The organism is Thalassoroseus sp., assembly GCF_984380535.1.
In genome coordinates this window covers 26,049-42,659 of sequence record NZ_CFHRBF010000022.1, presented here as the reverse complement: position 1 = coordinate 42,659, position 16,611 = coordinate 26,049, and the positions used below count along the sequence as shown (strand labels likewise).

General features: G+C 52.4%; 14 protein-coding genes. 12 read left to right on the top strand and 2 right to left on the bottom strand.

Going from position 1 to position 16,611, the window contains the following annotated elements; translation table 11 throughout:
- The first annotated feature begins 82 nt into the window (after positions 1-82).
- The 8 genes from AC5DDB_RS25750 (at position 83) to AC5DDB_RS25715 (ending at position 9,182) form a co-directional block, all read left to right on the top strand.
- Positions 83-1,522 carry a DUF4332 domain-containing protein gene (locus tag AC5DDB_RS25750; protein ID WP_491742636.1) on the top strand — a complete coding sequence of 480 codons (1,440 nt, stop codon included), beginning with the start codon at positions 83-85 and terminating at the stop codon, positions 1,520-1,522.
- Between the two features lie 423 nt (positions 1,523-1,945).
- Entirely contained in the window at positions 1,946-3,190 is a 1,245-nt protein-coding gene (locus AC5DDB_RS25745; RefSeq protein ID WP_491742635.1) for a CpaE/TadZ family protein, read from the top strand.
- A gap of 62 nt (positions 3,191-3,252) precedes the next feature.
- Entirely contained in the window at positions 3,253-4,542 is a 1,290-nt protein-coding gene (locus AC5DDB_RS25740) for a TadA family conjugal transfer-associated ATPase (RefSeq protein ID WP_491742634.1), read from the top strand.
- Positions 4,543-4,598: 56 nt separating this feature from the next.
- Positions 4,599-5,540 (top strand): type II secretion system F family protein, encoded by a 942-nt coding sequence (locus tag AC5DDB_RS25735; RefSeq protein ID WP_491742633.1) that lies wholly within the window; start codon positions 4,599-4,601, stop codon positions 5,538-5,540.
- Between the two features lie 15 nt (positions 5,541-5,555).
- A complete protein-coding gene (locus tag AC5DDB_RS25730) occupies positions 5,556-6,512 on the top strand; it encodes a type II secretion system F family protein (RefSeq protein ID WP_491742632.1) in 957 nt (318 codons plus the stop codon).
- Between the two features lie 13 nt (positions 6,513-6,525).
- Complete coding sequence (locus AC5DDB_RS25725; protein ID WP_491742631.1) at positions 6,526-6,963, top strand: TadE/TadG family type IV pilus assembly protein; 438 nt, start codon at positions 6,526-6,528, stop codon at positions 6,961-6,963.
- 12 nt (positions 6,964-6,975) lie between these two features.
- The gene (locus AC5DDB_RS25720; protein ID WP_491742630.1) at positions 6,976-7,458 is read left to right on the top strand and encodes a TadE/TadG family type IV pilus assembly protein; all 483 of its coding nucleotides are present in this window, start codon (positions 6,976-6,978) and stop codon (positions 7,456-7,458) included.
- A 212-nt stretch (positions 7,459-7,670) separates the two neighbouring features.
- Positions 7,671-9,182 (top strand): TadE/TadG family type IV pilus assembly protein, encoded by a 1,512-nt coding sequence (locus AC5DDB_RS25715; RefSeq protein ID WP_491742629.1) that lies wholly within the window; start codon positions 7,671-7,673, stop codon positions 9,180-9,182.
- A gap of 47 nt (positions 9,183-9,229) precedes the next feature.
- Here AC5DDB_RS25715 and AC5DDB_RS25710 read toward each other — a convergent pair whose 3' ends face one another.
- A complete protein-coding gene (locus AC5DDB_RS25710) occupies positions 9,230-9,841 on the bottom strand; it encodes a response regulator transcription factor (protein WP_491742628.1) in 612 nt (203 codons plus the stop codon).
- A 598-nt stretch (positions 9,842-10,439) separates the two neighbouring features.
- Here AC5DDB_RS25710 and AC5DDB_RS25705 point away from each other — a divergent pair.
- Together AC5DDB_RS25705 and AC5DDB_RS25700 are read left to right on the top strand one after the other, a co-directional pair.
- Positions 10,440-10,574, top strand: a complete 135-nt coding sequence (locus tag AC5DDB_RS25705) for a hypothetical protein (protein WP_491742627.1) — start codon at positions 10,440-10,442, stop codon at positions 10,572-10,574.
- 15 nt (positions 10,575-10,589) lie between these two features.
- On the top strand, positions 10,590-10,712 hold the full coding sequence (locus AC5DDB_RS25700; RefSeq protein WP_491742626.1) for a hypothetical protein: 123 nt from the start codon (positions 10,590-10,592) through the stop codon (positions 10,710-10,712).
- Between the two features lie 34 nt (positions 10,713-10,746).
- On the opposite strand, the gene AC5DDB_RS25695 is transcribed toward AC5DDB_RS25700, so the two are convergent.
- Positions 10,747-13,614 carry a hypothetical protein gene (locus AC5DDB_RS25695; RefSeq protein ID WP_491742625.1) on the bottom strand — a complete coding sequence of 956 codons (2,868 nt, stop codon included), beginning with the start codon at positions 13,612-13,614 and terminating at the stop codon, positions 10,747-10,749.
- Positions 13,615-13,910: 296 nt separating this feature from the next.
- Here AC5DDB_RS25695 and AC5DDB_RS25690 point away from each other — a divergent pair, with 296 nt between their 5' ends.
- Together AC5DDB_RS25690 and AC5DDB_RS25685 are read left to right on the top strand one after the other, a co-directional pair.
- Positions 13,911-14,549 carry an ECF-type sigma factor gene (locus tag AC5DDB_RS25690; RefSeq protein ID WP_491742624.1) on the top strand — a complete coding sequence of 213 codons (639 nt, stop codon included), beginning with the start codon at positions 13,911-13,913 and terminating at the stop codon, positions 14,547-14,549.
- Positions 14,546-16,573 (top strand): protein kinase domain-containing protein, encoded by a 2,028-nt coding sequence (locus AC5DDB_RS25685; protein WP_491742623.1) that lies wholly within the window; start codon positions 14,546-14,548, stop codon positions 16,571-16,573. The genes AC5DDB_RS25690 and AC5DDB_RS25685 overlap by 4 nt, the downstream gene beginning before the upstream one ends.
- Positions 16,574-16,611 lie beyond the last annotated feature (38 nt).

Below are 16,611 nucleotides of genomic sequence, written 5' to 3'. Positions count from 1 at the left end.
GTTTGCTAGGGTCCGCGCATGTCGGCTGCTCATCGAGGTGAGTGGACATCTGAGTCGAGAAGTTGCGAGAAGAGGCTCCATCATGAATTTGCTGTTTCGTGTGCTATTTGCCAGCGGTTGTCGAAGCACGCATCACAAGTTGGCGATGGATGCTTTACGTCATCTCCGCGGCGAACAAGCGGCGAACTGGCAGAATCTGTTTCTCAAATTCCACCAGGTTTATCTTGACGGCTCGAAGGCTCCGGATACGAAGTTCAAGGACTTTCGCAACCATGTCTTGCATGTCCGTGAGAACTATTGGGGCGGTGCCACGAAGACGGCAAAACGTTGGTACGACACCACGGTTGGGGAACTGAAGGAACGAAAATGGGCCAGTGCCATCTATTCGGCGGGGGTGCTTAGTCACTACTACACAGACCCGATTCAACCGTTTCACACTGGTCAATCGGAAGCGGAAAGTAACATCCACCGGGCGGCCGAATGGAGTATCACCAAATCCTACGATTCAATCCGTCGACTATTGATAGACGAGATTGGCTTGCCCGCGATGGAGTGTCCCACTGGTGTTGATTGGTTGGAACGCATGGTGGCCGCAGGAGCCGAGGCTTCCAACCCCTACTATGAACCACTCATCGAACGTTACGATTTCGCGAGCGGCACCAAGAATCCACCTGCCGGACTCGATGCGGAAAGCCGGCTGATGCTAGCCGAGCTAATCGGGCATGCTCAGGTTGGGTTTGCTCGTATCTTGGAACGAGCTTTTGAGGAAGCGAACGTCGAGCCACCTGTCGTAAGTGTCACCTTACAAGGCTTCTTAGCGACGGTGACGATTCCCATCCGTTGGATCACGCAAAAAATGCAAGATGCCCAAGAACGGGAACTCGTGGAATCGATGTTCAATGAATACCAGCAAACAGGGAAGGTCGAACAAACCCTGGCAGAAGACGACCGGACCATCCGCGATCTACATCAACAGGAAGTTCTGAAAAAGCAACCGCAGGGATTTGCTGAGGCGCCTGCAACGATTCCTTTTCCCCAACCCGTCGCAAGCCCAACGCCAAACTCAGAGCCAGCCGAGAAACCGCTCCGCTTTCATTTAGCAACTACTAGTCCAGTCGAGGATGCCCCATCAATAGGCCCGAAAACGGCCCGTCGATTAGAGAAGATCGGCATTCATACGGTGACCGATCTACTGAACGTCAATCCGGACGAAGCATCGTCGAAAATTGACGTTCGCTATATTACCCCGCAACAGATCCAAGATTGGCAGGATCAGGCCAAACTAGTTTGTTGCATTCCTGAGATCCGCGGGCATGATGCTCAAATTCTTGTCAGTTGTGACTGGCGTGATCCCGCAGGCATCGCGGCTGCGAGTCCTCAGCAGATGTTGGAAAGCATTCTGCCATTTGTAGAATCCAAAGCCGGGGAACGTGTCATCCGATCGGGGAAGAAACCAGATCTCGCGGAAGTCACCGACTGGATCGAGTACGCTGGGAAATCTCGGTCATTAAACGCTGCGTAAGTCAGATGAGGCGAGGTCGTTCCAGCTTGGACTGACGTCGAACTGATGACAATGCTGAGTAACCGCGACTTCGGAAACTCGCGGTTCAAACCGCTATTGATAATTGCTTGGTACGACTATTCGACGTGCTAATCACCGACTTGGTGCACAGTCAAACGCACTGAGGTCGCGCTAACTGTCGACCCGTGCCTGAATCAGTTCGTAGCCGCTGCACCCGAATTGCTGGGTGATTCTTCTCGTTGCTCGAATTGCGAACTTTTCGCATAACCGAGCCCCTCTCCACATGGGGCCGGTTTAGTGACGTACTCTTTTCATAATGCCTATCCCAGTGCCTGTTGATGAATCGGCACGCGTGCAATCGAAGGCATGGCACACAGATTCCTACTCAGGAAGACATCAAAAGTTTATGTCGGATCTAGACCAATGAAATCGCACCCTGCGAGTATTGTCTCGTTCATCGTCAGTGACGACTCCAAGCTCGGAGAGTCAATCAAAACTTCGCTCTTACAGATAGGGATTGACTGCTCACCAGAACTCTTGTCACTCGAAGATTCTCAGTCACTCGTCGTAAGTTCGGATAACACTTCTAAGCTCTTCTTTATCGACATCCGAGATCGCACCGACCAAGCCGTTGCACTATTTCGAAAGCGAAAACATCAGGCGAGTTCCAACTACATTGCAATCGGTGACAGTACGAACCCCTATGAAGTTATAGAGATTCTTAAAGGGGGAGCAGACGACTTTCTCGACAGTAGCGAGAATCTGCACTTTCAAACTGTCAATGCGATCAAACGCTTTCAGTCGAGGTCGGTCAATCAAGACTTAGGTCAGGGCAGCATGACAATTGTTACTGGTGCCTCGGGAGGATGTGGGGCGAGTATTGTAGCCCAGAATTTTGCCGTCGTTGCCGGCCAAGGGCCTCAGTCATGTGGGCTACTCGATTATGATTTGCGAAAAGGTGATCAGTCCTCACTGTTAAACCTTCGACCGATTCACACAATCGCCGATCTATGTGTCAGCTTTGATGTCGTTGACAAGAAAATGGTCGAACAGTCGTTTGCTCCGCATGAAAGTGGGGTTCGTCTCCTAGCTTCCCCTGAAACGTCGACAAACACAGATCATATACAACCGAAGATGCTGCTTCGGATCGCCGAACTTGCTTCGGAAGTCTTTGAGCAAATCGTGATTGATCTGCCAACAGCACACCTGAATGACTTTAGTAGCTTGCTAAGTCAATGCGATCGACTCGTCATTGTCTTTCGGACTGACTTCTCCTCGATCAAGAATGCAGTTCGGCAATTAGAGAGTTTGAAAGCGATGGGGTTCTCTTTAGAGAAGCTTGACTTAGTGGCAAATCGATGGGGATCTGGTGCAACGATCGATATCGATGAAATTCAAAATGCCATCGGTCAAGAGATTCACTATGAGATTCGCGAAGACGCCAAGGTGTTTCACTGTGTCAACTGCGGCAAACCGGTTGTCACCGAATGGCCAAGCTCAGACGTCGCGAAAGTGATTCGACGAATCCATACTCGTAATATGAGTACAAATGAGCAAAACGCTCATGGCGGACATGGCGGATGGTTGTCGACGGTGTTCTCAAAATACTGCTCTCAACGAGGAACAACTCGGCGGTTCGAGTCAGAGGTCGCCTCGCGATCCGGCTAGTTCTCTTGTTAAGTCACTTCTGATTCAAGGTGTAGGTAGTTCCTAGCATTTGAGTATTAATCATGCGACAGACATCAAGTTTGACTATGAGTGAGCCTGAGAAGACGCAGGCTCGATTTCAACAGCTGAAGGTTGAGATTCATCGAAGCTTAATCAGTGGAATGGATCTCAGTAACGTCGATCGGATCGACGATTATACTCTGCGAAACCAACTACGAAGAGGTCTTGAGAAACTGTGCGACGCCCGTGCAGAACTTATCAGCCAGGCAGATCGAAATCGTCTCATTAATGAGATCATTGATGAGACTCTTGGGCTAGGGCCGATCGATCCACTTCTGCGAGACCCGACGTTGAGTGATATTCTCATCAACGGACCAAAGGCTGTTTATGTCGAACGCAATGGCCAACTCGAACATACAGACGTCACGTTTCACGACAACCAACACCTGGTCGAGATTACCCAACGGATCGCAAATCGAATGGGCAGACGACTCGATGAGTCTAGTCCTATGGTCGATGCACGAATGGCTGACGGCAGTCGTGTGAATGCAGTTATTCATCCGCTAGCCTTAGACGGGGCATTGGTTTCGATTCGTCGCTTCAATGCAGACAACATGTCTGTGGACGAACTCGTTCAACGCGGAACCGTAACGCGGCCAATCATGAAATTTCTAGCCGCCTGTGTAAGAACACGATTGAACTTGATCATCTCTGGCGGTACTGGCAGTGGGAAAACAACGTTTTTGAACTTGTTATCACAGTTTATTGGCGAGCGTGAGCGTATTGCGACCATCGAAGATGCTGCGGAACTTCGCTTACGACAACCCCACGTCGCTCGAATGGAGACACGTCCAGCCAACTCGGAGAACCGTGGACAAGTCACCGCACGTGATCTCGTTCGCAACTCGCTACGAATGCGACCCGATCGGATCATCGTCGGGGAGTGTCGTGGCGAGGAAGCTTTTGACATGCTGCAGGCAATGTCATCGGGACACGATGGCAGTATGACCACAATTCACGCGAACAGTGCTCAAGATGCGATTAGCAGATTAGAAATGTTGATAGGCATGGCGAGTTACGATCTGCCGTTGTGGTTCATTAACCGGCAAATCGCCTCTGCTGTGAACATCGTGGTTCATTGCGCCAGACTAAGCGGTGGTATACGTCGTGTCACACAGGTCTTGGAGGTCACAGGAATTGATCAAGGCCAGGTGACAACTCAAGAACTGTTTCGTTTTGAGCAAGAAGGCGTCGATCAAGACGGAAATAGTGTCGGACGTTTTTGTTCGACCGGAGTTCAGCCTCAGTGCCTCGCTACGATGAAAGCCCGCGGGGTCGCACTATCAAGTTGATCGTCAACAGTGTGAGTGTGCTTTCCGCCTTCTGTGTGAATCGCCCAGGTAGTCTTATGTTTCCATACTTACCGACCATCCTGTTAGCCCTATCGATTATCGCCTTGATCGGGAGTGTTGCTAGCTTCGTTTACGACTATCGACAACGTTCGAGTGCGTCGTTACTGAGAAGACTTCGTGAGGACACGGAACTCGATCGTGTTGACGATGACGACTATTTGTTTCGTCGAATGTTCTCTAAGGAAGGTGAGAGAAACTGTAGTTGGAGGGAGTCGCTCCAGGTGATGATTGAGCACTCCGGGTTTCATTGGAGTCTGAGTCGACTATGCTGGATCTCAGGGGCGATAGGTTCGGTATCCGGGCTTGTGGTCTATGTTTTGACTTCCTCAGAGGTAGGGGCGGTGGTAGCCGGCACGGCTGGGCTCATTGTCCCGATTGGCATTGTTCGCAAGCGTTACGCTTCACGTCAGCATCGATTGTTGAATCAGCTTCCGGAAACATTTGAGCTGATTGTGCGGTCGGTCAAAGCCGGGCAGTCTGTGCACGCTTCTATTCAGATGATTGCGAGTGAGAATCGGCCTCCGATATCGACAGAGTTCAAGCGTTGTAGCGATCAACAGAACCTAGGATTACCCCCTGACGAAGCGTTCCGGGATCTGGCACATCGAAATGGGGTCATGGAGCTTCAGATTTTCGCGGTAGCGATGCTTGTCCAGCGACAGACTGGTGGGAGCTTGGTCGAAATCTTGACGAACCTCTCGAAGTTAGTTCGATCACGACTTCGAATGCAAGCTCGACTGCGAGCATTGACCGGTGAGGCCAGGATGCAGGCTGTCGTGCTAACTCTGTTGCCGATTGTTGCCTTGTTTGCAATTCATGTTCTGAAACCGGATTACGTTGCAGTACTTTATAGCCGTCCCCAACTGATTCTCGGAATGGCAGTTTCAAATGTCGTCGGCGCATGTTGGATCCGCAAATTAATTCAAATTGATTACTAGCAGGATGAATTCGTGATGAGCGATATTCTACGTTCCAATGATGTCTATGTTTTCCTAGGCTCGGCTTCAATCTCAGCCGTCGTTCTAATGTTGGCGTTACGGTATCGCAGGCGATCGACATCTCGACTGCGAGAGTTGTCTTCCCGGCGAGAGAAGCTTAACCCGTCCGAGACGCAAGACGATCCAGCTGGTTCCTGCAATCGGCTTATGTACTTGGTTGGCTCGAAGTTGCTTTCTGCAAATGTTTCGAAGCGATCGACTTTAGTGCGTCGAATGCAACAAGCGGGCTTTTCGTCGTCTGCAAGCATTTACGTTTTTGCCGTCATTCGACTGTTACTGACGCTTTTGCCTTTGTTTGCAGTCTCTTCGTTAGCGGCGGGTGGGGTGCTGTCTCCCCGATCGCTCGTACTAGTAACTGTCATCGGAGTGGGGGCCGGCTTTATTCTTCCGAGTCTCTGGCTCGATTATCGGAAGAAACGACGACAGCAGACTTTCACTCGTTCCTTACCGGACTTTTTCGATCTGTTGACAACTTGCATCGAGAGCGGTTTGGCATTAGAGGCGGCTGTTAAACGGGTTTCGATCGAGTTGACTCATGCTCATCCTAGTTTGTCTAGTGAGTTATTGCGTGTCGACAATGAGATTAATCTTGGGACCGCTCCCAATGTTGCATTTGAGAACTTTGCGGAACGTGCTGACCTTGAGTGTATTCGCAGCTTCGCCAGCTTGATCAAGCAGACACGTATGACTGGTGCAAGTGTTGGTGAAGCTCTGCGAGTCAATGCAGAGATGATGCGAACACAACGCGAGCAGCGTGCAGAGGAGTTCGCTCAGAAGGCAGCGGTCAAAGTCATGATCCCGACACTTCTTTTGATTTTTCCGTCGGTGTTTATCGTTTTGGCCGGGCCTGCGGTGATTCAATTGACGGAGAAGTTCGGTGCTTCCCAACAAGTCTCCTCATCACGAAAATAGGAAGGACACGGTTGTGAGAAAACTAAGTCGATTCGGCAATCGCAGGGGACGTCGAGTCGGAACGGCGGCGACGGAGTTCGCAATTGTGTTTCCGTTGATGCTTGTTGTGACGATCGGTTGTATCGATCTCGGTCGCGTTGCTCATTCGTCGATGGCGTTGATCAATGGGGTTTCAAGTGCAGGAGAGTTCGCTGCCACCTATTCGTTTACCGATTACACATATGATGCTGGCATCGCGACGATTGAAGAACGGATCACAGAGGAACTGCAAACGCTGTCCGATTTCGATCCCTCGAAGTTGACGACGGTCGCTTCGTTCGACGATCAAGGTTCCGACCAACCGACAATTACGATCGATGCAACATATCCATTCGAGTTGGTAACGAGCTTGCCAGGCTTGCCGGGTGAGATCGTTCTCAATCATCGGATTCAAGTCGTGCGATATCGATAAGAGGATCAGGACATGAAGCGGCTTCATTATCCAGGCACCGCGAGATCATCGCGGTTGATCGGTCGGACTCGGGGGGCTTTGCTAGTCGAGTCGGCTATTATCTCTAATCTGCTGTTTTTAACACTCTTTACGATGGCTGACTTTGCCCTCGGTGTCTTGCATTATAATTCTTTGTCGGAATCAGCTCGGCGGCTTGCCCGGTTTGTTGCACTTTCTGGAGCGAAGGCCGAACCACAACGGCAATCATTGGGATCAGAGACCTACATCGGAAATGGTGCGGATGAGACAGTCATCGGCGCAGAACTGCGACGAGTCCTGACTGTTACCGATGTGCAGAACGTCGTCGTTGAGGTGGAGTGGCCGGATGGTGGGAATCTCGTGGGGAACAAGGTGCAGGTGACACTAACATATCCATATCGATCGATTGTCCAGTCTTTGATGGGAAGTACGGAATGTGTTTTGTCGGCTAGATCAATCACAACGATCCGACACTAGACCGGACTGTGGACTTCTACGTTCGCGGTTGTAGGTGACATGTCTTTGTTATGTGATTTCCACCAGTCATACGCTGCTACGCTCAGAAGCCAACAACCCTAGTTTCCGGAATGCACTTGTGACTTGGAGTTTTCGTCCTTGAGTTTATTTCCTATGCAAACTAGGAGTCCGTCAATCGTGATCGCTAGAACTAGAGAGCGAGTGAAAGGGAGATGAAAGTTCTTTACACTTCAGAACGGCTAAGCAAGTCCCATCGGACAGTACGTTCGGGAAAAGTCCTCGTACTAGTTAGTGTTTGTCTGCCGATGCTGTTCGGGCTGCTGACACTTGTGATTGATGGTAGTTTGTTGATGGTGTCGAATCGGGATCTGCAAACTCTTGCCGATGTGAGTGCTACCCGTGCAGCCAAGGCGTTAACCGAGCAAGACAGCCTGTATCAGGCGGTGATTGAAACGATCCAAGATGACACCGACTTCGCCGATATCTCAGTCAGCGTGCATAATCCTCCGCTCAGCGGTGCGTATGCAGGAGACGCCAACTATGTCGAAGTCGAGCTTGTCCGAGATGTTCCCTCGCACTTTGCTCAGGTCGTCGGCGGGGCAGCGACTCAGTCGGTGCGGAGTCGCGCGGTCGCAGGGCTCGAGGTTTCAACTGTTGGAGCGGCAATCACGGTTCTCGACCCAGACCCGTCGCCCGTAACAATCACCGGTTTGCCGGCGGGTTTGCTGACGGTATCATTGCCATCTCCCCAACTCGGGGGACTTGAGGTTCTAGGCCTGGAAGCGTTGCAAGTCGATGGGGCAGTCCACGTCAACACGGAGTGGGGAGGAGTCGATGAGAACGGCAACAAAGCAGGGGTTGAACCACCACTAGGAGGGTTGCGACATGCCGTATCGTGTACGCCTTTAGTTTCGCTGACGAAGCTAAAAGCACGTGAGATCCGTGTGACGGGCGGCGTCGGCGACCCAGAGAACTTCGGAAACTTGGATTCCAACGAACCTAGCCCATTGTCTGCGAATCGTCTCCCCGTCCCGGACCCCTTCGAATCGCTGCCGGTGCCCACGGTGAGTAGCGATCCATCGAACGTGTCGGATTTCAACTATGGCGGCGTCAATGTCGTGTCTCTACCGATCATTGGCGGGACCACACGGTTGTCGCCGGGCGTCTACGAGTGGATCAACGTGGTCTCAGGAAAGGTCGATTTCGAACCTGGAGTTTATATCGTGCGTGGTGTCAATCCGTTGACAGGGATTGCAGTCTCGATAACCGCCGGCATCGTTGAAGCTGACGGCGTGATGTTTTACGTGACGAATGCCAGCACATACTCGCCATTAACTGGTCTTCCAGACAGTTCAGACGATCCTGACGCTCCGCAACCGAATCAGGTTACGTCGTTGGTTCCGAGTGTCGTGATCAATGCGTCTCTGCCTGGGTCCAAGTTCCGAGGTCTCAATGATCCATCGAGTCCGTACGATGGTTTGTTGATTTTTCAACGTCGACAGTCTCGGCAACCTATTGTACTTGTGGCCGCCGGTCTCTTGTTGCTAAACGCAGATCTTCAGGGGGCGATTTATTCCAAGTGGGGGCAAGTGTTGCTCGTTGCTGAAGGAACCTACGATCTTAAAATTGCATGTGGGACACTTCGGATTGTGAACGCCTTAAACTGTATGCTCGCTCCGACAGATCCCCTTCCGCCGGCATCTGATATATATCTAGTTGAGTAGTCTCCGTCAAAACTCTTTCGAACGTCCATAAGCCGCTGCGAAATGAGTCACGCTGCATCATTGACTGAATTGACCGTTGTCAGCAGTTCGATGTCATTGCGGACTTCCATTTTCTTCAGCATGTTGCTTTTGTGTCGCAAGACAGTTTTTACGTCAATGTACAAATCCATCGCGATTTGTTTGGTATTCTTCGCTTGAAGCGTATGATCGAGAACTTCGCGTTCTCGCCGACTGAGACTTTGGATTCGAAGAAGAACTTGTTCACGGTGTTGGTGAGCGTCGATTCTAGAGCGATCCTCGACAATGGCCTTTTCGAGAACTTGCTGTAGTTCGTTCGGTAAGGCGGGTTTCTCGAGAAAACTGAACGCCCCGTTTCGCATGGCTCTGACTGCCATCGAAATCTCGGCTTGACCGGAGATCATAACGACTGGAGGACGCCAGCCTTCCGTATTCAGTTGATGCTGAACTGCCAACCCATCCAACCCTGGTAGACCGACATCCAGCAGCAAAGCAGCAGGTTCGAGTTGAGGCTCGCCAAGTGCGTTCAAAAATTCCTCGCCGTTCCCAAAGTCGTTGACATCATATCCAAAAATATCCAGCGTAAGGCAAAGTGATCGTCGAACGGCTTCATCGTCTTCAACGACATAGACTTGCGGCATCTGTCCGTGCTCCCATTCATCCTTAAATCATGCCCGGTCTGGGTGGTAGCTGACTAAGGAATAGCGAAGTGTTTGGCCCTGTTTTAGATTTTCGGATAGATTGGCTCTCAGAGGTGATGGAAATTTCACCACCGCGTTGGTCGCGGAGGAAACCAGCTAAGATCTTTTGGTACTTTGCCCAGATTTGGCTAAAGATCTGGTGAGGTCAATCTCGATTGTGCGAATCGGACTATGGGAGTTTTGACCAGCAACGTTTGCTGGCAGAACCTGTTTCTCGGGAACGACAGCCGTACGCCGTTAGATTCCTACGTCAAGTCGAGGAAATCGGGAGTTTGGGAACATCTTCTGATAATTTGGCTTCAGAACGGCACTCCTTTCTTCACCAAGCGAATGTCGGCATCTGGCAAGGGGACTCTGTTTCCAATCGCATTATGCTTTCGGAATCATCATGTTCGTGGCTTGGTCTGACCCTGAGAAAAATTCGCAATCTCTGGACGAATGGTAGGCATGCCTCTATCCCAGCGACTACGTGTGAAACGAGGAGGCCATTGCGGGGGTTTTTGGTACGGTGTCGAACGTTTGTGAGGTCCAGCATTGCATGCGTTATGCGGACGCTCGGTTGAGGTGGCTGTTGTCGAAAGGCGTCGTCATTACCGATACGAATGAAGATTCGGGAGCTGGCATTCCGGATGGCGAGGATGAAAAGTTACTTCCAATGTACTACACGACATAGTCGAACGGTGCGGGAATGGGGCTTGCAATTTGGCGATCCATTGTCGATAGCCACGACGGTGAATTTGTCGGCAAGAACAATGACACCGGCGGGGCTATCTTCACCGTTCGGTTGCCGATTGCCTCGCCGGTAATTTGATAGACTCAGAAGAACTGCAAGTGGTTTCTGCAGTTTAGTAGTCTTCGCTGTTCTCGAAATCGGCAAAGACTGCGTCAATGAGGTCATTGGAAACGATATTGACTTGGAACGTGATGGCGACCGTTTCGTACCCATCGAACGCGGTCAATTTGAAGTCGACACTGCCTAAATATTCTGAACCAACATTGATTGTGAGAACACCTTCGTTGACTGAGGCAAACACCTCAACCGGCTCCGCATCAGTCAGTAACTCGGGATTGTTGTAGACCTCGTGATCGAGTTGTGCAATCAGTGTGCTAGTTTCGAAACTCCCGCCCCAGCGGTAGAGTTCGCCCGTCGGAAGAAGATAGTGCCAACTGTTGTTCGCATCGCGAATCCATCGTTCGTTTTGTCCCAAATAGTCGGTGTAGAAGTTTCCGTCGTGCCAGAATCCGTGTTCATTATCGAGGATCGTTAATTGATCGCCGAGCACCTGCACAGAGTAGCTCACGCTATGACCGTCGGCATCTGTCGTAGGAAGTAAGATACTCAGTTCGCCGCCCAGTGTTGTTTCCTGATTGGCAATTTGAATCTGCGGTGTGTTGTTGACGATCTCGATTTGCAGCGTCGTGCTGTCGGTTGCGATACCATCGGAGACGGTCACTTCCGCGGTGAAGATCCCGGTCTGCGTTCCCGGCGTGATGACGAGTTGTCCGTCGACAACTTCCACTGTGAGATCGGGCTCACTGGCATTGAGCAATTGATACGGATCTTCGTATTCGGCTGACGACAGTTGCGCGAGCGTGGTGCTCGATTCAAAACTTCCACCCCACACATTGAGCGATCCATCGGGGAGTAGGAAGTACCATCCTTGATTACCACGGATCCACTTTTCGTCATGCCCGCCCCAATTCAAGGCAAAGTTGTCGACGTTAGGGCTTTCATGAAGGTTGTGATCAGTCGTCAGTTGGACGGCGAGCGGAGTTTGGAGTTCCACCGAGAAGCTCAGCGGGTCAGCATCGGCATCTGTTGCTAACAGATCAAGAATGAGTGGAGCTTCGTCAACGGTCAGCGTGGGGTTCGGAATCGGTGTGATGACGGGGGCGTTGTTTTCGATTGGCGTTGCCGGGTCTCCCAGGAAGTTCAGCAGTTGCTCGTCGGTTGCGGTATTGACGAGGTCCACACCGACAAGTGCAGCGGGCACTTCGGGACGGGCGAAGCGGGCGTAATCAAAGCCGACGACCAAATCGGGATTGAACGGCTCTGCGGGAGTCGGGTCTGAGATGCCGGGCTCTAAGACGGTCGAGTTATGCGTGAATGGGTCGAAGTCACTGGCCTTATCCCAGTCGGAGTAGGTGACGAGTCCGAGTTGCATTGTCTCCGGCATATCGGGCCGGGAGTAACGTTGCAGGACGACCCACTCTTGACCGGGCAGTTGGTACATCGTGATCACCGAGTTGCCGATACGCGCTATTCGCAGCGTCGCCGTGTTCGCGTCTTGACCTAATGACGTCAGCGAGAGTTGTGAGGCACTGTTTCGAGTCGACTTGACTTCGAACGAAAACTGGCCATCGGTTGCATGTCCTATCGAAAGGAAGACGTAGTTCTCACCGTTGTTGGTACCGTCATCAAGTTGGCTGCCCGGTTGCCAATCCACTGCCGGGTCGGTGATATTGCGTGGCGTCCGGATCATGATGCCACCGAGAGAGAAAGTCGCATCGTCCGGCACATCGTCGGCATCACTGTCACCCAGATCGTCTCGGTCGCCAATGTGGACTTGGGATGTAAAGACAAAGTCGCCGCTGACGTCTTTGTAGACCATTGGCCCGCGATAGTTTTCGTACCAAACCACGGTATGCGGTTGCATCACCATGCGTCCGGGTTGAGTCTGGTCGACATCCCAAGCTTGCAATTGGTCGGCGTTCCAGCCTTCGGTTTCGTTGATCCGTTGCCAATCGCTGATCGAGGCGGTGTCGTCGAACTCGTCGGACAAGGCTTCGATATCGTCCACCGGTTCCGTCGGATCACCCAGGAAACTGAGAAGTTGTTCGGCGGTCGCCACGTTGACCAAGTCCACTCCTTCAAGTTCTGTCGGAACTTCCGGACGTGCGAATCGGGCGTAATCAAAGCCGACGACCAAATCGGGATTGAACGCTTCACCGGGAGTCGGGTCGGTGATGCCCGACTGCAACACGCTCGAATTATGCATGAACGGATCGAAGTCGCTCGCTTTGTTCCAGTCGGAGTAAGTGACGAGGCCGAGCTGCATTGTCTCCGGCATATCCGGCCGGGAGAAACGACGATGCACGACCCAGTCCTGTCCGGGAAGTTGGTACATCGTAATCACTGAATTGCCAATGCGAGCGATTCGCAGGGTGGCGGTATTCGCCTCCTGCCCGAGTGGTGTGAGTTCCAATTGAGAACTGCTGTTGCGTGTGGACTTCACTTCGAACGAGAATTGTCCATCGGTCCCATGCCCCATCGAGAGGAAGACGTAGTTCTCGCCGTTGTTGGTGCCGTCGTCGAGTTGACTGCCCGGTTGCCAGTCGACGGCTGGGTCGGTGATGTCTCGCGGCGTGCGAATCATGATCCCGCCAAGCGAGTAAGCCGCATCGTCTGGAATGTTGTCGGCATCGCTGTCGCCAAGGTCGTCGCGATCGCCAATGTTCACCTGCGTGGTAAACACAAAATCGCCGGCGACTTCCTTGAACACCATTGGCCCCCGCCAGTTTTCGTACCAAACCACGGTGTGCGGCTGCATCACCATGCGGCCGGGTTGCGTCTGATCGACATCCCAAACCTGCAATTGATCCGCGTTCCAGCCTTCGGTTTCGTTGACGCGTTGCCAATCGGCCATTGAGGCAGCGTCGTCGAACTCGTCGGAAAGTCCGCTGATATCTGCCACCGGGTTACCCGAAAGCATTTGACGAGCCTCCAATACCTCGCCTGCTGAGGCCTGGAAACTTGGCATATTGCGGCGGCGTGCTTGTGGGCGTTTCGTTGAAAACAAATTCGTAGCGGAGCGGTGTGGTAGCATGATGGAGTCCTGGCTTTGTGAAGATTGCGACTGCGACACATTCGAAAAGGCCCACGCCAAGGGACTCGCCATCGGGGAGTTGCCGCGACATGGAATTTGGGATAAATTGCAAAATCCATGCAGGTTTTCGGTTTCCCGCACCTTGAATCACTTCGGGTCGCTGTCCCAACGTCTGGGAACGATTGCCACAGAACGAACAAGCCACCGCTGAAGCGAGACAGGCTGTGAACGCAGAAGAAACCGTCACGATGTGGATCGCTCAACTGCGGCAAGGCGAAGAGGCGGCAGCGCAGCGGTTATGGGAGCAGTACTTCGGACGCATGGTGCGACTTGCCCGTCGTCGCTTGGAAACCACGCGGCGATCGGCCGCCGATGAAGAAGACGTGGCTCTCAGTGCGTTCAAAAGTTTCTGTCTGGGCGTGCAAAATGGGCGGTTTCCTCAGTTGACCGACCGTGATAGTCTGTGGCCGTTGTTGGTGGCCATCACCGCGAATAAGTCGGTCGATTTGATTCGACACGAGAATCGCCAAAAACGTGGCGGTGTTGGCAGTGAGAACGAGAATGCAAGAGAACGGGAATCGTTGAGTCAGATTCTCAGTCGAGAACCCACACCCGATCTGGCCGGCGAGTTCGCGGAACTCTTCGAACGACTGATGAAGAAACTCGACGCCGCTGACGATCCAGACTTGAAATTGATTGCCATCCGCCGCATGCAGGGGGAATCAGCGAGCGAGATTGCCAACGATCTCGGTTGCGTGAAACGGACAATCGAACGCAAAGTCACACTCATCCGGCGGCTTTGGGAAGAAGATAGCCGATGACTGTCTACCAATTCGACGATCTTCCGGAAAATGTGTTGTTGCAAGTCAATCGGCTGTGCAACGCGTATGAATCCGCATGTCGAACAAGTTCGGATGTCACACCACTCCTCGAAGATTGGTTGACCGAACTGCCCGACGACTACCGCATGGCAGGGATCTGGGAATTGCTTCCGGTCGAAGTTGCCTATCGTCGTCAACGGAATGAGTCTTGCGATCTGGCGGACTATCGCCAGCGGTTTCCGAAACTCAATCCCGAGCAACTCGCAGCCTGCTTGCAGACAGACACCCATGTCGACGATGTAATCGATCTCGCGAATCGCACAACGGCGGAGCCAACACGATTAGGTTCCGACAACGAGAGTACTCGTGTGATGCCGAAAACGATCGGCGACTATGAAATCGTCGACGTGTTAGGCAAAGGCGGTATGGGAACCGTGTATCGTGCGATCCATCGCCGCATGGACCGTACGGTCGCTCTGAAAGTATTGCGTCCGGAGATTAGTCGTGATCCTAGTTTGAGACAACGATTTGAACGGGAAGTAAGAGCCGTCGCACGATTGTCACATCCGAACATCGTGGCCGCATTAGATGCCCGTGAGGAGGACGGGGTTTATTGTCTCATTACCGAATTCATTGAAGGTGATGACTTACGAACGCAAGTTCGCAACAAGGGGCCGCTTTCCCCAAGTGCGGCGATCGAAGTCGTTCTGCAAGTCGCTCGCGGTCTTGAGTACGCACACAGTCAGGGAGTGATTCATCGGGACATCAAGCCTGCCAATTTGTTACGTGATACCTCTGGCGTCGTGAAGATATTGGATATGGGACTGGCACGAATTGAGCACAGCGTCGCCGATCACGATAGCACCGAACTTACCGCTAGCGGCATGATGATGGGCACCGCCGAGTACATGTCGCCTGAGCAAGCTCGCAATACTAAAAACGCGGATGCCCGGTCGGATTTGTATAGCCTGGGGTGCACATTGTACTTCTTGTTGACCGGGCGGCCGGTTTACCGTGGCGAGTCGGCGATTGACACAATTCTGGCACATGGAGCTCAACCGATACCATCGCTCCCGAAGCATGCGAAAGGTGATTCGCTGTCAATTTTGGACGGTGTCTTCCAGAGAATGGTTGCGAAGAAACCTGACGATCGCTTTCAGTCCTCGTCAGAACTTATCGCAGCCCTAAGTTCAGTGCAGGAGAAGTTACTTAGTCAACCGGCCGACCGTTCAAACCGATCGCGGGCCCCACAGCCTTCTCAACGCCCCACATTGAGAACACAAACTCCAACTGGTGTCGATTCGTGGAAACGATACATCATCGGTTTGGGGGTTGTCGGGATTTTCGCCGTCTTGCTGATTTTCTTTTCGCCGAGTTCAACTGCAGTGTCATCATCGTACGCGCTCCGATTTGATGGTCAGAACAGTTATGCTTCGGCTCGGACTGCAACGTTCGAGATGAGCGGTCCCATCACGTTGGAAGTCGTTTGCAGGATCGATCAGTTGCGCCTGTCGAATCTGGTATCCTGTCTCGGCCCGGAATGGATGGCACTTTTCTTGAGGCCCGACGGATGTCTCGGAGTGGCAAAACAAGTCGGAAGTGATTCGCAATTGATTGTCACCACGGAACCTGTCGAGACTGGGCAATGGCATCACGTTGCGGGAGTATGGGACGGGCAACAACTGCGATTGTTCGTGAACGGTGAATCGGTCGAGACGGAACCCATGGGTTATACCATGCCGGACACGCAGGGCGGTCTCTACATGGGCGGCGTGCGTCTCGACCTGCTTCCCCCGCAGGAGAACGACCGCTTCTTTGCTGGTTCTCTGCAAGCGGTTCGTATTTCACGGGGGGAACAGTATACGAAGGCCTTTGAGCCACCAACGCAGCTCACGAATGAGAGCACGACGTTGGCGCTGTATCAATTTGACGAAGGCACCGGCACGATCACGCACGATGCCTCCGGCAACAATCACGATGCAACTCTACACAACACGGAATGGCTTCAGGTCGTTGACCCCTAACCCGAGTTGCGATTTTCCGCATCATCAACTAGGCAAAA

Bases quoted from the DNA above. Each gene is read 5' to 3' on its own strand.
- AC5DDB_RS25750 (WP_491742636.1), top strand. From the start codon at position 83: ATGAATTTGCTGTTTCGTGTGCTATTTGCCAGCGGTTGTCGAAGCACG.
- AC5DDB_RS25745 (WP_491742635.1), top strand. From the start codon at position 1,946: ATGAAATCGCACCCTGCGAGTATTGTCTCGTTCATCGTCAGTGACGAC.
- AC5DDB_RS25740 (WP_491742634.1), top strand. From the start codon at position 3,253: ATGCGACAGACATCAAGTTTGACTATGAGTGAGCCTGAGAAGACGCAG.
- AC5DDB_RS25735 (WP_491742633.1), top strand. From the start codon at position 4,599: ATGTTTCCATACTTACCGACCATCCTGTTAGCCCTATCGATTATCGCC.
- AC5DDB_RS25730 (WP_491742632.1), top strand. From the start codon at position 5,556: ATGAGCGATATTCTACGTTCCAATGATGTCTATGTTTTCCTAGGCTCG.
- AC5DDB_RS25720 (WP_491742630.1), top strand. From the start codon at position 6,976: ATGAAGCGGCTTCATTATCCAGGCACCGCGAGATCATCGCGGTTGATC.
- AC5DDB_RS25715 (WP_491742629.1), top strand. From the start codon at position 7,671: ATGAAAGTTCTTTACACTTCAGAACGGCTAAGCAAGTCCCATCGGACA.
- AC5DDB_RS25710 (WP_491742628.1), bottom strand. From the start codon at position 9,841: ATGCCGCAAGTCTATGTCGTTGAAGACGATGAAGCCGTTCGACGATCA.
- AC5DDB_RS25705 (WP_491742627.1), top strand. From the start codon at position 10,440: ATGCGTTATGCGGACGCTCGGTTGAGGTGGCTGTTGTCGAAAGGCGTC.
- AC5DDB_RS25700 (WP_491742626.1), top strand. From the start codon at position 10,590: ATGGGGCTTGCAATTTGGCGATCCATTGTCGATAGCCACGACGGTGAA.
- AC5DDB_RS25695 (WP_491742625.1), bottom strand. From the start codon at position 13,614: ATGCTTTCGGGTAACCCGGTGGCAGATATCAGCGGACTTTCCGACGAG.
- AC5DDB_RS25685 (WP_491742623.1), top strand. From the start codon at position 14,546: ATGACTGTCTACCAATTCGACGATCTTCCGGAAAATGTGTTGTTGCAA.